At 63.3% G+C, this 13603-nt stretch carries 17 protein-coding genes; 5 read left to right on the top strand and 12 right to left on the bottom strand.

Annotated elements, in window-relative coordinates; translation table 11 throughout:
- Positions 1-12 precede the first annotated feature (12 nt).
- Positions 13-300 (top strand): hypothetical protein, encoded by a 288-nt coding sequence (locus ACETII_RS16350; RefSeq protein WP_472786192.1) that lies wholly within the window; start codon positions 13-15, stop codon positions 298-300.
- Here the strand turns inward: ACETII_RS16350 and ACETII_RS16345 are convergent.
- Positions 277-885 carry a hypothetical protein gene (locus ACETII_RS16345; protein ID WP_472786191.1) on the bottom strand — a complete coding sequence of 203 codons (609 nt, stop codon included), beginning with the start codon at positions 883-885 and terminating at the stop codon, positions 277-279. The genes ACETII_RS16350 and ACETII_RS16345 overlap by 24 nt on opposite strands.
- Positions 886-1044: 159 nt before the next feature.
- Between ACETII_RS16345 and ACETII_RS16340 the strand changes: the two genes are divergently transcribed.
- The gene (locus ACETII_RS16340; protein ID WP_036280074.1) at positions 1045-1395 is read left to right on the top strand and encodes a transposase; all 351 of its coding nucleotides are present in this window, start codon (positions 1045-1047) and stop codon (positions 1393-1395) included.
- Positions 1287-2192 carry an IS3 family transposase gene (locus tag ACETII_RS16335; RefSeq protein ID WP_472788180.1) on the top strand — a complete coding sequence of 302 codons (906 nt, stop codon included), beginning with the start codon at positions 1287-1289 and terminating at the stop codon, positions 2190-2192. The genes ACETII_RS16340 and ACETII_RS16335 overlap by 109 nt, the downstream gene beginning before the upstream one ends.
- Positions 2193-2316: 124 nt before the next feature.
- Here the strand turns inward: ACETII_RS16335 and ACETII_RS16330 are convergent, their stop codons facing one another.
- The 4 genes from ACETII_RS16330 to ACETII_RS16315 form a co-directional block, all read right to left on the bottom strand.
- On the bottom strand, positions 2317-2700 hold the full coding sequence (locus ACETII_RS16330; protein WP_472786190.1) for a hypothetical protein: 384 nt from the start codon (positions 2698-2700) through the stop codon (positions 2317-2319).
- Between the two features lie 128 nt (positions 2701-2828).
- Positions 2829-4109 carry an IS256 family transposase gene (locus ACETII_RS16325; RefSeq protein WP_472785725.1) on the bottom strand — a complete coding sequence of 427 codons (1281 nt, stop codon included), beginning with the start codon at positions 4107-4109 and terminating at the stop codon, positions 2829-2831.
- Between the two features lie 74 nt (positions 4110-4183).
- A complete protein-coding gene (locus ACETII_RS16320; RefSeq protein WP_472786189.1) occupies positions 4184-4750 on the bottom strand; it encodes an acyltransferase family protein in 567 nt (188 codons plus the stop codon).
- Between the two features lie 182 nt (positions 4751-4932).
- The gene (locus ACETII_RS16315) at positions 4933-6825 is read right to left on the bottom strand and encodes an ABCB family ABC transporter ATP-binding protein/permease (protein ID WP_472786188.1); all 1893 of its coding nucleotides are present in this window, start codon (positions 6823-6825) and stop codon (positions 4933-4935) included.
- Between the two features lie 122 nt (positions 6826-6947).
- Between ACETII_RS16315 and ACETII_RS16310 the strand changes: the two genes are divergently transcribed.
- The gene (locus ACETII_RS16310; RefSeq protein WP_363347753.1) at positions 6948-7544 is read left to right on the top strand and encodes an LOG family protein; all 597 of its coding nucleotides are present in this window, start codon (positions 6948-6950) and stop codon (positions 7542-7544) included.
- A gap of 70 nt (positions 7545-7614) precedes the next feature.
- On the opposite strand, the gene cimA is transcribed toward ACETII_RS16310, so the two are convergent.
- The 6 genes from cimA to cysS all read right to left on the bottom strand — a co-directional run bounded on the left by cimA (position 7615) and on the right by cysS (position 12305).
- A complete protein-coding gene (gene cimA / locus ACETII_RS16305; RefSeq protein WP_472786187.1) occupies positions 7615-9210 on the bottom strand; it encodes a citramalate synthase in 1596 nt (531 codons plus the stop codon).
- Entirely contained in the window at positions 9210-9710 is a 501-nt protein-coding gene (locus ACETII_RS16300) for a GNAT family N-acetyltransferase (RefSeq protein ID WP_363347749.1), read from the bottom strand. The genes cimA and ACETII_RS16300 overlap by 1 nt, the downstream gene beginning before the upstream one ends.
- Positions 9710-9844 carry a hypothetical protein gene (locus tag ACETII_RS16295; RefSeq protein ID WP_363347748.1) on the bottom strand — a complete coding sequence of 45 codons (135 nt, stop codon included), beginning with the start codon at positions 9842-9844 and terminating at the stop codon, positions 9710-9712. Before ACETII_RS16295 ends, ACETII_RS16300 begins: the two co-directional genes overlap by 1 nt.
- Before the next feature lie 126 nt (positions 9845-9970).
- Positions 9971-10186, bottom strand: a complete 216-nt coding sequence (locus ACETII_RS16290) for a DUF559 domain-containing protein (protein WP_472786186.1) — start codon at positions 10184-10186, stop codon at positions 9971-9973.
- 92 nt (positions 10187-10278) lie between these two features.
- Complete coding sequence (locus tag ACETII_RS16285; RefSeq protein ID WP_472786185.1) at positions 10279-10632, bottom strand: endonuclease domain-containing protein; 354 nt, start codon at positions 10630-10632, stop codon at positions 10279-10281.
- 203 nt (positions 10633-10835) lie between these two features.
- Positions 10836-12305, bottom strand: a complete 1470-nt coding sequence (gene cysS / locus ACETII_RS16280) for a cysteine--tRNA ligase (protein WP_472786184.1) — start codon at positions 12303-12305, stop codon at positions 10836-10838.
- A gap of 305 nt (positions 12306-12610) precedes the next feature.
- On the opposite strand from cysS, the gene ACETII_RS16275 reads away from it, so the two are divergent.
- Entirely contained in the window at positions 12611-12943 is a 333-nt protein-coding gene (locus ACETII_RS16275) for a hypothetical protein (RefSeq protein ID WP_363347741.1), read from the top strand.
- 3 nt (positions 12944-12946) lie between these two features.
- Here the strand turns inward: ACETII_RS16275 and ACETII_RS16270 are convergent, their stop codons facing one another.
- A complete protein-coding gene (locus ACETII_RS16270) occupies positions 12947-13477 on the bottom strand; it encodes a CreA family protein (protein WP_363347739.1) in 531 nt (176 codons plus the stop codon).
- Positions 13478-13603: the final 126 nt, after the last annotated feature.

The raw sequence follows: 13603 nt of genomic DNA, 5'->3' as shown, positions 1-13603 counted from the left end.
GAGGTCGAGCAGATGGACAACCGGCCGGGTCTGACCACGCTTCTTTCGGATACGCTCGTCCTGAGCGTGGCGGCGAACGCCGTCATCGCCGTCCGGCTGACCAAAATGGCCTTTGGAGTCGTCGACCCGAATCGCGAGGGCACCCTGATGGTCGCCGAGAAGATCGACGCCGCCGCCGAGGCCACTCTGGAAGCCGCCCGCAGCTTTGCCGCAGGCGAGCCGCATCACGCCGCCGGCCGCGCCGTCGCAATCTACAAAAAGCGCGTCGAGCGGAACCTACGACGACTGACGAGCGGCTGAGGGGGCGGGCTTCGCCTGCGCCGGCTTGGCCGTCTTCCCGGACTGGCCGCGCCGCCACATCGCGAGACCGACGCAAGCCACGGCAGCCGCGAGAGCGCCCGTGGCGACGGTTTGCAAATAGCTTGCGCCCACGGTGAAGTAATACTGCCCTACATATTCCTTCGCCCCGTCGTCGCTCGTGGCGCGCACGAGCGCGAGATAGTCGCCCTCCTTGGTGAAGTCGTAGGTGAAGCTCGTGGTGCCGCGCCCCTCGAGATATTTCTTTGCCGGGAGGACGGTTACGGTCGTCGCGTCGAGGTCGTCGCGCCAATCCGCCTGGCCGATGTTCTTGAGCAGACGAACCTCGATGTTCATATCCCGAAGCTCGTTGCTCTTGGCGTCGAGGATGATCATCGTCTTGCCGACGTCGCCGATGTGCTGGCAGAAGATTTCGTCGGTCTTGTTCTCCTGAAAGGCGCTGAACATCATCTGCGTCGGCCCGACGCTCATGACGCAGAAGCGCGGATGCTCCGCCTTGATCTGGGCCTGAGCGGCCGTGGCGGCGCCGAAGGCGGCCAGCGAGGAGAAAATAATTTTTTTGAGCATCGAACCCTCCCGGGGCTAAGGCGCCTTTGTCTCTGAGGGTGCGTCGGCAATTGATCTTCGGCAAAGAATAATCCTCGCCAAAGTGGAGTGGGCCCTTGAGGCCGGCAGAGGCGAGCTTAACGATTGACCGGTATGCCGGGCTTTCAGAGGAAGAAAGCCATGGCCAAACACCGCACCTACAGCGTCGAGTTCAAGCGCCAAGTCGCCCAGGAATACCTGGCCGGAGAGACGCTGCATGGTCTAGCGAAGCGCCATGACATCTGCCGGAACCTGATCCGCGTCTGGGTCCAGAAATATGAAGCGGGCGAGTTCGACGAGGACGCTCAGACGGCCGACCTTCTCCAGCAATACGAGGCTCGGATTGCCGCCCTGGAACGTCTTGTAGGCAAGCAGGCGCTCGAATTGGAGTTCTTAAAGGGGGCTCTGAAAAGCACTCCGCGGCCGAGAAGCGGGAATACATCCGTTGTTGTCGGCCCCGGGGGCTCAGCGTTGCCGAAGGATGCCGGCTGATGGGTATCGCACGCTCGACCTATTACGACACCCGGCAGGTCCCTACGGATGACATCGCGATTGTCGAGGCGATCGCAGCTATCTGCGAGGAGTGTGAAAATTATGGATGGAGGCGAGTCCGCGCCGAGCTGCGCCATAGAGGAATGGTCGTCAACCATAAGAAAATTCGGCGACTCATGCGCGAATACGATCTCCAACCAAGAACCCGTCGGCGCTACGTCACGACGACTGACAGTGATCACGACCAGCCAATTTTTCCCAATCTGGCAAGGGACATGGCTCTGTCCGGTCCTGACCAACTTTGGGTCGCCGACATCACCTACGTCGCGATCGTTGGGGGCTTCGCTTACGTGGCCGTGATCCTCGATGCTTGGTCGCGCCTCGTGGTTGGTTACGCTATCAGCCGCGCAATTGACGCGCGGCTCGCGATATCCGCCCTCAAGGCCGCAATCGAGCGCCGGAAGCCGCCCCCAGGCTGCGTGCATCACTCGGACCGCGGCTCGCAATACGCCGCCGGGCGCTATCGTGAGGTGCTTGCCGAACATGGGCTTATCGGATCGATGGGAAGGCGGGGCAACCCCTATGACAACGCCAAGGCCGAGAGCTTCATGAAGACTCTAAAGGTTGAAGCAGTCTATCCGATGGCTTACGAAACATTCGACGACGTTACCGAGGGCCTTCCCCGGTTCATCGACGACATTTACAACAGGCGCCGGCTGCATTCGGCGCTGGGCTATCTGAGCCCCCAGCAGTTCGAGGATCAACACACCCGGCAGGCGGTCAAATCAGCGGCATGACCTCTGCCCGGCCCGAGGGGCCCACTCCAAAGGGCAGGCGAATTTTGCCAGCGCGGGGTTCGGGGGCCCTTCCGGGCGCGCAATCCGTCACGTCACCGGTCGGCGCGGCGCTCAAGCCCCGGCGCTAGTCGGCATGGATCGCGCCGCGCGCCTTGGACCGCGCAGGGACCTTTCTGGACCCAGCAAGATTTAGGATTGGACGTTCAATAACCAGGTAGTAGGCGACGCCGCCAAGAACGCCGGCTAAGGTCGACCCGATCATGATGACCCAGGATCCATGAAGGATACGGGCCGCGATAGAAATGGCCAAGCCGTGCGAGAGGTAGATCGAATAGGACGCTGCGCCCAGGAAAATATAGGTGCGGGGAATCCTCAACCACTGTTCGCGTTCAGCGGCGACGATGACGGGCACGAGCAAGGCGAACCCGAGCCCGACAAGCACCGACGATTCACGGTGAAATCCCTGAAAACCCCATAGGACAAAGCAGATAAGCGCGGCCGGCGCCATTGCCACATGCCATCGCCCTCGCTGCGCCATTACAGCCGCTGCGACGCCAAAAAGGAATTCAAGATCGATGGGGGGGGATGTCCCGCTTGCTGTTGAAAAGCGAGCAGCGGGCGTCGCTGGTTGAAAGACTATGCTGCCCTCGCGGCATCAGCAAGAGTTGAGCTGGCTGAAGTGACGTTCAGCTTTCGGGCGGAGAGCGCCGCCCTCAGGATCGGGAGCTGCTTGTGAGCCTTGAGCCGCCGAAAGCCCTTGGCGGCTTCTTGCATGGCTGCGCCCGCCCAACGGAGAGCCATCGACGGGGATCGCCAGTATTTCACGTTCCGGCAGACGCGCCGCAACGTCCCCATCACGTTTTCGATCATGTTCGTGCACGCGAGCGATCGCCGCAGCTCAGGCGGCAGACCCAGCCTCGTGACGGTCAGCATCTCGTCGAGCCCCTCGAGGATCGAGGCGGAAACGCCTTGCCAGTCCTTTTCAAGGCGCCGGGCGAGGTTGCGCAATAGCTTCTCGGCCTTCGAGGCGTCATTCATCTCCCATGCCTGACGCAGCACCCGGCGAACGGACGCATGCATGGATTTCGGCAGCCGGTCCAGGATGTTGCGCGCCTTGTGGATCTGGCAGCGCTGAATGGCCGCCTCGCGCCCGAAGGTCGCCCGGATCGCCTTGGCGAGCGCTTTGGAGCCGTCGATGATGAACAGGCGAGGAACAGCGGGATCGAGCCCGCGCTCGACGAGATTGTCGATCAAGGCCTGCACGGTCGCTGCGTTTTCCGTCGCGCCCTCCACCAGCCCGAGCGGATGTTTGTCGCCGCTTGCGTCAACGCCGAGCGCCGCCACGAGGGTCATGTCCTCGACCATGCGCACGCCGTCGATCTGGATCACCAACAAATCCAGGGCGGAGAGGTCCCGCGCCATCCATTCCCGCAGCCGCGCCGCCGACAGCGCCACGAACCGCCGCGACGCCGCCGATTTCGACAGGCCGGACCCGTTACGCGCCGGAACGTCGCCCTCGGGCAGCCGGACCGAACGCTTGAACCTGCGCGTCGAGACATTGATCAGCATCTGGTTCATCGCCCATTTGCCAAGCCAATCCTCGGCTTGCGCCGCCTCCCAACTGGGTAGCGCCAACTCCTTGCCGTCAAATCCGCGCAGACGCGGACGGTCGATCTCCACCTTGCCGCCATGGAAACCGATCTGGCCCCTCGTCTTACCCCAGCGATGCGCCCGTCGCCCTTTGCCGCGCCCATGCCGAGGGCCGCAGGCCGCCGTCGCGTCGCTCTCCATCATCTCGGCCAGCGCCTCCATGCCCGAGACAAGGCAGAAGCTCTCGAAACTCGCCGTCATGTTGGCCAGCGCCTGCGCCTTCCAGGCGCTCGCGGGAATCGCCGTCGATGTGATAGCTTGGTTCATGGCGTTGCTTTCCTTCTGTGGAATCAGCACCCCGAGCCTACAAGCTCAAGGTCAGCAACGCCGCTCCTCCTATTTCAACATCGTTCGGGACATCGCCCGATGGGGCGTAGCGGAATCACATCCACTGCGCCGATCAAGCCATTGGCGGCAATTGCGCCGAACCAGAGAAATAGACCTAAGAACAGGCGACCGGAAAAGTAAAAAATCCCGAATAAAGCGTAAAACATGACTTCGTGCTGAAGCGTCCACGCGACACTGAGCGCCGGGGCGCCGATCGGCGCGAGCGTGATGGTTGTCAGCCAATTCCACTGGCGATCGCCCAGCGAAGCTCCGGGAAGCAGCCAATAGAGTATCGCTATCGCCAGCCCGATAGGGAGATAGGGAAAGTATATTCTTACGGCCCTGGACCTTGCGTAATCCGCCGGGCTCTTGGAACGACCGACAGTCGAGTAGTAAATGATGAATCCGGAAAGGACGAAAAAGAAATCCACGCCCAAGTAGCCGAGCGAAAATATGTCTTCGTATCGCAGGCCGCCGCCGAAATCACGAGCCGCTAACGCGGCGTGGTGAACGACCACCGCAATCGCAGCGAGAGCGCGGCCAGCCTGAAGGCTGTAAATCGTGGTTCGCTGTTCGGACATTAAGACTCGCGTCAGATTGGAATGCGCCTATTTGCGCCGGGCATTTTAGACAATACGCTGATTTACGCCGCGCGCCTCGAAGCCAGCGCCTGGCGCTACCGCAGACCAAACACTTTTTTTCTGGCGTCATTCTGACGGGCGCGCGAAGCCCGACTCTTGAGGGAGCGGGGCGACCCCGGGCCCTACTCCGCCTCGGCCTCCTCGCGCTCGGCCTCGAGCAGTTTGGCGCGCGCTTCGGCGGCCTCGCGCTGGCGGTTCCACATGGCGGCGTAATGGCCGCCGAGCGCCAGCAGCTCCGCATGGCGGCCTCGCTCGATGATGCGCCCATGGTCGAGGAAGAGAATCTCATCCGCGTCCACGACGGTCGAGAGCCGATGGGCGATGACGAGCGTCGTGCGGCCCTTGGCGACGCGGCGCAGCGCCTCCTGAATTTCATGCTCCGTAAAACTGTCGAGCGCTGAGGTCGCTTCGTCCAGAATGAGGATGGGCGGGCCCTTGAGGATGGTGCGGGCGATCGCGACGCGCTGCTTCTCGCCGCCGGAGAGCTTCAACCCACGCTCGCCCACCTGCGCCTCATACCCGCCCGGCACGCTCTGAATGAACGCGTCGATCTGGGCGAGCTGCGCGGCCTCGCGCACCTCCGCGTCGGTCGCGTCCCAGCGGCCGTAACGGATGTTGTAGCCGATCGAGTCGTTGAAGAGCACGGTATCCTGCGGCACCATGCCGATGGCGGCGCGCAGGCTCGCCTGGGTGACGTCGAGAATATTCCGCCCGTCGATCGTGATCCTGCCGCCCTGCGGCTCGTAGAAGCGGAACATGAGCCGCGAGATCGTCGATTTGCCGGCGCCAGACGGCCCGACAATGGCGATCGTCTGACCGGGCGCCGCGTCGAAGCTCACGCCCTTCAGGATCGGCCGATCGGAATCGTAATAAAACTGCACATTGTCGAAGACGACGCGCCCCTCGTTCACGACAAGCGGCTCGGCATCCGGCTTGTCCGAAATCTCGGGGCTGCGCGACAGGATCGAGAACATGGTCTCGATGTCGATGATCGCCTGCCGCACCTCGCGATAGAAAGTGCCCATGAAATTCAACGGTTGGGCGAGCTGCAACATCATGGCGTTGATGAGCACGAAATCGCCGACCGTGTTTTGGCCGGCGCGAATGCTGTAGACGCACATGACCATCATCGTCGTCACGCCGATGATGTAAATGACCGTCTGGCCGGCGTTGAGGATGGCGAGCGAAATATAGGAATGGGTGCTGGCCTTTTCGTAAAAGGCCATGGATCTGTCGTAGCGCTCGGCTTCGCGCCGCTCGGCGCTGAAATATTTTACCGTCTCGTAATTGAGCAGACTGTCGATCGCCTTCTGGTTGGCGTCCGTGTCGCTCTCGTTCATCGTGCGGCGGATCGCGATGCGCCAGTTGGTCGCGAGGGTGGTATAGGCGAAATAGGCCCCCAGGGTGACAATGAGCACGAGGCCGTAGCGCCAATTGAACTGATAGATGAAAATCCCCAGCACGAGCGCCATTTCGAGCGCGGTCGGCGCGCCGGTGGACATGACGAGCCGCGACAGCGTCTCGATGGCGTTGCGGCCACGCTCCAGGACGCGCGTCAACCCGCCTGTCTTGCGGCTGATGTGAAAGCGCAGGGACAGTTCGTGCATATGGATGAAAAGGTCGGTCGCCAGCCGCCTGACGGCATGCATGGCCACCGCCGCGAAAATGCCGTCGCGCGCCTGCATAAGGATGACGGACACGATGCGGATCGCGCCCATGAGCAGCGTAAAGCCGACGGCGCTCGCGCCCAGAACGGGCAGGGCCGCTGCTCCGCTTTCCGCCAGCGCATCGGTCGCCCATTTGAAAGCATAGGGCGTCATGGCGTTGAACAGCTTGCTGACGATCAGCAGCCCGAAGACGACAGCGACGCGTAGCTCCAGATCGCGCCGGCCGCGCGGCCAAATATAGGGCCACAGCCGGCGGATTGTTCCAAGGAGCGAGGCTTCGGAAAGGGAAGCGTCCTGCGGATCGGGCGCGCCATAGGCGCCCGACGCGCGTTGGCCAATTCTGAGCATTCGGAGTCCAATGATGAATGGAAGCCTCGGCGAAAGAGGCAAGTGTCATATAAGGCCTTTAACTCTTTCGCGCACCCCGCTTGACCGGCGGGCCGATGGCGCCAGTTGACGGAAAGAAGCTTATGCAGAAGATCAAGAACATTTGCGTCTACTGCGGCTCCGCCCAGGGAGACGACCTGCGCTACGCCGCGGCGGCGGAAACTTTTGGGCGCATTCTGGCCAAAGCCGGAGTCGGACTCGTCTTTGGCGGCGGCTCCTGCGGCCTCATGGGGATCACCGCGCGCGCCGTGCTGAACGCCGGCGGCCGGGTGACCGGGATCATCCCCGACTTTCTGGAAGAGCGCGAACTCGCCATGCAGGGAATGACCGATTTGATCGTCGTCGACCATATGCATACCCGAAAGCGCCTGATGTTCGAAAAATCGGACGCTTTCGTCGCCCTGCCCGGCGGCGTCGGGACGCTCGAGGAGCTGACCGAGCAGTTGACCTGGATTCAGCTCGGGCGGCATACCAAGCCGCTTGTCATCGCCGACATCGCCGGCTTCTGGCGCCCGTTGCTGACGCTCTTCGCCCATATGCACAATTCGGGCTTTATCCGCGAGGGATATGAAGTGCGCTATCTCGTGGCGGAACGCGTCGAGGACATTCTGCCGATGATCCAGACGACCGCGCGCCGCATGCCGAAAGTCGAGGAAACGGCGATTACCGAGCGGATGTGAAAACCTGCGTGCTAATCCCTCCCCCTCGCGGGGAGGGCGGCCCGCGAAGCGGGCCGGGTGGGGTCCGCCCCTAGGTCGCCCCCGAGATCAGCAGCTTGTAATTGATCGCGTCGACAATCGCCTCGAATGACGCGTCGATGACATTCGCGGAGACGCCGACCGTCGACCAGCGATTGCCCGCGCCATCGGCGCATTCGACCAGCACGCGCGTCACGGCGTCCGTGCCGCCCTGAAAGACGCGCACGCGGTAATCGACGAGGCGCACGTCGTCGATGAATCTTTGATAGGCGCCGAGATCCTTGCGCAGGGCGAGATCCAGCGCATTGACGGGGCCGTTGCCCTCCGCCGCCGAAATGCGGCTTTCGCCGTGCACATTGACCTTCACGATGGCCTCGGCGCCGAGGTCCTCGAAGCCGCCGTTCTTCGCAAAACGGCGGTCGACCGCAACGCTGTAGCGCTCGATATCAAAATAGTGCGGCGCTTCGCCGAGGACGCGCTTGGCCAGCAGGAAGAAGGAGGCGTCGGCGCCCTCATAGGCGTAGCCCTGCGCCTCCTTGTCTTTCACTTCGTCGAGGAGGCGCGTGAGCCTCGGATCCTTCTTGTCGACGTTGACGCCAAGCCGCGTCAGTTCGGAAATGATGTTCGAGCGTCCCGCCTGATCCGAGACCAGCACGCGGCGCATATTGCCCACGCTCTCCGGCGGCACATGCTCATAGGTGCGCGGATCGGTGAGCACGGCCGAGGCGTGAATTCCCGCCTTGGTGGCGAAGGCGCTCGCGCCGACATAAGGCGCGTGGCGGTTCGGCGCGCGGTTGAGCAGCTCGTCGAGCGCATGGCTGACGCGCGTGAGGTGGGTGAGCTTGTCGCGGCTCACGCCGATCTCGAACCGCTCGGCGAACTCCTCCTTGAGGAGTAGCGTCGGGATGATCGTCGTGAGATTGGCGTTGCCGCAGCGTTCGCCGAGACCATTGAGCGTGCCCTGAATTTGCCGCGCGCCGGCGCGCAGCGCGGCGAGCGAATTGGCGACCGCCTGCCCGGTGTCGTCGTGGCAATGCACGCCGACATGGTCGCCCGGAATGACCTTCACCACTTCGGCGACGATGCGCTCGACCTCATGCGGCAGCGTCCCGCCATTGGTGTCGCAGAGCACGACCCAGCGCGCGCCGGAGTCATAGGCGGCCTTGGCGCAGGCCAGCGCATAGTCCGGATTGGCCCTGAAGCCGTCGAAGAAATGCTCGCAGTCGACGGCCGCTTCCTTCTGCTTCGACACGGCGGCCTTCACGGATTGCGTAATGCCCTGGAGATTGTCCTCTTCCGTGGAGCGCAAAGCGACCTTGACCTGATAATCCCAGCTCTTCGCGACAAAGGTCACCGCATCCGCCGCGCTGTCGAGCAGCGCCGCCACGCCGGGATCGTTCTCGACCGAACGGCCCTGCCGCCGCGTCATGCCGAAGGCGGAGAAGCGGGCGCGCAGTTTCGGCCGCGTCGTGAAAAACTCCGTATCGAGCGGATTGGCGCCGGGATATCCGCCTTCGACATAATCGACGCCGAGGTCGTCGAGCATGGCGGCGATCTGCCGCTTGTCTTCGAGCGAGAAATCGACGCCTGTCGTCTGCGCGCCGTCGCGCAGCGTCGTGTCGTAAAGCGTGACGCGTTCCTTCATCATCACTGCAGTCCCCCGGCGGCGGGCGCCGCCAGTTCCTTGGTCATTGTGGTGTTGCCGAGCCATTCGCCGGCGATCGTTACAGTGTTTCGGCTCTGTGCGACATAGCCGCGCGCGGCGAAAAAGTCGCGCGCCGAATCGGACGCCTCGACGGTGAGCTTTTTCGTTCCGCGCGCCGCGGCAAGCTTCTCGATGGCGTCCGCAAGCGTGGCGCCGACGCCCTGCCCCGCGAGATCGGGTCGCACATAGAGCATGTCGAAAATTGCATTATCCTTGAGCGAGGCGAAGCCGGCGACGTCGCCGCCAAGCAGTGCGACAATCGTCAGTTCGCCGGCCAGTCGCGACGCGAAAGCCGCTTCGTCATCAGCGGCCGAGGCCCAGGCCTCGCGTTGATCGGCGTCATAATCCTCGGCCGCAAGCTCTTCGACGCTGGCGCGAAACAGCGCCGCGAGCGTTGCGGCGTCTGCCGGAAGATAGGGTCGAAGTCCCGGCGCTGTCGCCATTACACGACCTCGAACGCGCGCAGCAGATGCCAGGCTGCGACGGCGGCGAGCGCCAGCACGAAGAGCTTGAACAGGAGATAGACCGCCCAATGGCGCTTGAAGGGCAGCGTTCTTTTCCAGTCGTCATTGGACATGGCTTTCTCCTTGTCTCTCAGATTCGGCGCAGGGCGCAGTTTCAGAGGGAAGGCGCACTCGTGTGCGCGAATCCCTCCCCCTCGCGGGGAGGGTGGCCCGCAAAGCGGGCCGGGTGGGGGCCGTCATCACAACGCCTCCCCTTCAGTCTCACGCGCCCGGGCGAGGATCGTCTCGACGAAGTGAAGGCCCTCGGGCCTCAGCTTGCGCAGCTGAACCCACAGCTTCACCTCCTGCGGCGTCATGGTCTTGCGCAAAGCGCGGGCGCGGGCCACCCTCCCCGTAAAGGGGAGGGATTGGACTGCATCGAGACCGCCAACCGCCTGAAAGAGTTGAAGCTGCACAAGCCTCTCAGAAGGCTCGCCAACCTGCGTGCTCCAATCCCTCCCCCTTGCGGGGAGGGTGGGCCGCGAAGCGGGCCGGGTGGGGTCCGCCGTCACAACGCCTCCCCTTCAGTCTCACGCGCCCGGGCGAGGATCGTCTCGACGACCCCATGCAGGTTGAGATCAACCTCGCTGTTCCAGAAACGCAGCGTCCGAAAGCCTTGCGCCGCGAAATGCGCGTCCCGGCGCGTATCGTGGCGAAGGCCGCTGTCTTCCGCGTGCTGAGAGCCGTCAATCTCGACGATGAGCCTATGTTTAAAACACGCGAAGTCCAGAATGAATCCATCGACCGGCGCCTGACGGCGAAAGTGAAAGCCCTCGGGCCTCAGCTTGCGCAGCTGAACCCACAGCTTCACCTCCTGCGGCGTCATGGTCTTGCGCAAGGCGCGGGCGCGAGCGACGGTCATGCGCTAGCCCTCGAACCCCACCCGGCCCGCTGCGCGGGCCACCCTCCCCGTAAAGGGGAGGGATTGCACTGCATCGAGACCGCCAATCGCCTGAAAGATTTGAAGCTGCACAAGCCTCTCGGAAGTCTCGCCAACCTGCGTGCGCGAATCCCTCCCCCTTGCGGAGAGGGTGGCCCGCGAAGCGGGCCGGGTGGGGTCCGTCATCACCGCTTGACCTCCCACGTCGTCGTGCCGTCCTTATTATCCTTGAGCGCAACGCCCATGGCGGCGAGTTCGTCGCGGATGCGGTCGGACTCGGCCCAGTTCTTCGCGGCGCGGGCGGCGAGACGGGCGGCGATAGCCATTTCAATTATTTGCTTCTGCTCGCTGGAAAGGTCCGCATCGGGGGACTTGTCGAGCGACAAACCCAACAGCATACCCGCAGCGAGGAGGTTTTGCGCCGCTTCCTTCGCCTCCTCATCTGTTACCGAGGCTGGATAGGGGCCCCCAGGAGAGACCCCGGTCAAGGGAGAAACTCTGGACGCGCGAGCTGAAAGGCTCGACATGAGACTTAGTGCGAGATGCGTATTGAGATCGTCGCTTAGAGCATCAACGATATCTTTTGGAATTAATCCAGGCTGATCCGCACCTGCACGGCGGACCGCCCCCCTCCAGCGCGTCAAGGTGGCCTCCGCCTCTTCCAGCGCCTTCACGGTCCAATCAATTGGCTGCCGGTAATGCGTGCGCAGCATCGCGAGCCGCAGCACTTCGCCCGGCCACTTCCGCCCGCCGAATTTGTCCGTATGCAGCAATTCGTGAATCGTCACGAAATTCCCCAGGCTCTTGGACATTTTCTCGCCCTCGACCTGCAGGAATCCATTATGCATCCAGTAATTCGCCATCACGTCGCGGCCGAAGGCGCAGCAGCTCTGCGCGATTTCGTTCTCGTGATGCGGAAAGACGAGATCGATGCCGCCGCCGTGTATGTCGAAGGTCTCGCCGAGATGCGCCCAGGACATCGCCGAGCATTCGATATGCCACCCGGGACGCCCCCTGCCCCAGGGGCTCTCCCAGCCGGGCTCGCTCTCCTTCGACGGCTTCCACAGCACGAAATCCATGTCGCCGCGCTTATAGGGCGCGACGTCGACGCGCGCGCCCGCGAGCATTTCGTCGAGCGAACGGCGCGACAGACGCCCGTAAGCCTCCATCGACGGCACGTCGAAGAGCACGTGCCCGTCGGCCGCGTAGGCGTGGCCCGCGGCGATCAATCGCTCGATGATCGCAATCATCTGCGCGATGTGTTCGGTCGCGCGCGGCTGCACGTCGGGCTCCAGGCACCCGAGCGCGCGCACGTCTTCCTGGAAGACCCTGTTGGTCTCTTCGGTCAGTTCGCGGATGGTGATCCCACGCTCGGCGGCGCGGGCGTTGATCTTGTCGTCGACGTCGGTGATGTTGCGGACATAAGTGACTTTAGTCTCGCCTCTGCCGCCGTCCCAAACACCCTGCTTTGCAAGATGCCGCAGCAACCGGTAGAGCACGTCGAAGACGATGAGCGGCCGGGCGTTGCCGATATGGGCGAAATCATAGACCGTCGGCCCGCAGACATACATGCGCACATTGGCGGCGTCGATGGGGCGGAACAGCTCCTTCGTCCGCGTCAGCGTGTTGTAGATCTTGAGCGCAGGCGTCGACATGAAATCCCCTCGGGCCAGCCCGGCCGGCGCGTTTCATGTCGTTTGGATCAGGCTCTTTAGGAACGACGTGAGGCTCCGGCCAGCGATGGTCGCTAGCTGATGATGATCCGGCCGCAAATTCGGCAATAGAGCGTCAGGAAGAGCCTCATGGCCGGACCATGCGCCCGGCGCGCCGCCGCGTCAAGCGCGTTGTGGCGGCGCCGCATTCGGGCGGAATCAAGGCGGCTTAACATATATTTTACCCGGCCCCGCCACGATTGGCCGTGGCCGCCCTATCTTCCGGCGGCGCATGAGCGGGCGCCTCAATGTTCATCCAGTCGTCGAAGATCGAAAGCACCCTCTGGTTCCGGATCGCCGTGCCCCTCGTCGCCGGCGCGCTCGTGGCGGCGGCGCTGAGCGCCAATGCACAGGCCGCGCCGGAAACCTTCCTTGTTCCCGACGACGGCTATGGGGTCACGGAATGCCTCAAGGGCAAGTCCGACTGCGGCCGCATCGTCGCCGACGCCTGGTGCGAAGCCCACGGCCACGGACCCGCCCAGGCCTATGGCCGCGCCGACGACGTGACCGCCGCCATTCCGGCCGCCGCGTCGCGTCCGTCGCAGCAGACCGACGCGATGGTGATCGCCTGCGCAGACTGAGGGTTACTTGACCCAGTCCTTGCACTGCGGCGGGGTCGCGCCGCCCCAGGGCTGGATCGGGACCGCGGAGGTCGAATTTTCCGGCGAGCCTTCAATGAGCTTGTCAGAATAGATCATGTAGATCAGCATGTTGCGCTTGGCGTCGCACCCACGCACGATATGCATCTGCTTCCACAGCAGCGACCGGCGCTCGCTGATCACGAGATCTCCCTGGGAAAATTTCTCGTTTTCCTTGCGCAGCTTGACGGGTCCGTACTGATTGCAGGCGAGCGAGACTTCCGAGGTCTGCTCGGCGACGCCGAACATGCCGGCGACGCCGCCTTTTTCGTGGGCCGTATAGGCGCAGGCGACGTTTTCGATGATCGGGTCGTCGACGACATAGGTCGCGAGCTTGTCATTGGGCGTGAGCAGCTTGAAGTCGGTGGACTTGCGGAAGATCAGATCCGGCCCTTCCTGCGCCGAGACCGAGCCGGCGGCGAGCGCCGCCCCCAGGGCAATCGTGCAAAGCGAAATCGTTTCAACAGAAGACTTCATCGGGCCGATCTCCAGTGGCGTCCGCGCCGGATATGGGCGAAGACCGCGCTCAAGGGAAGGGCCGCGCCGAAAAAAGCGCGCCCGTCGCAGCCGCGCGACCGCCTTGTTACGGACAAGAAAGGCTGG

Source organism: Methylocystis sp. NC52PC, from assembly GCF_055698645.1.
The sequence above is the reverse complement of the archived record's forward strand: the minus strand, read 5'-3'. Positions and strand labels throughout refer to the sequence as shown.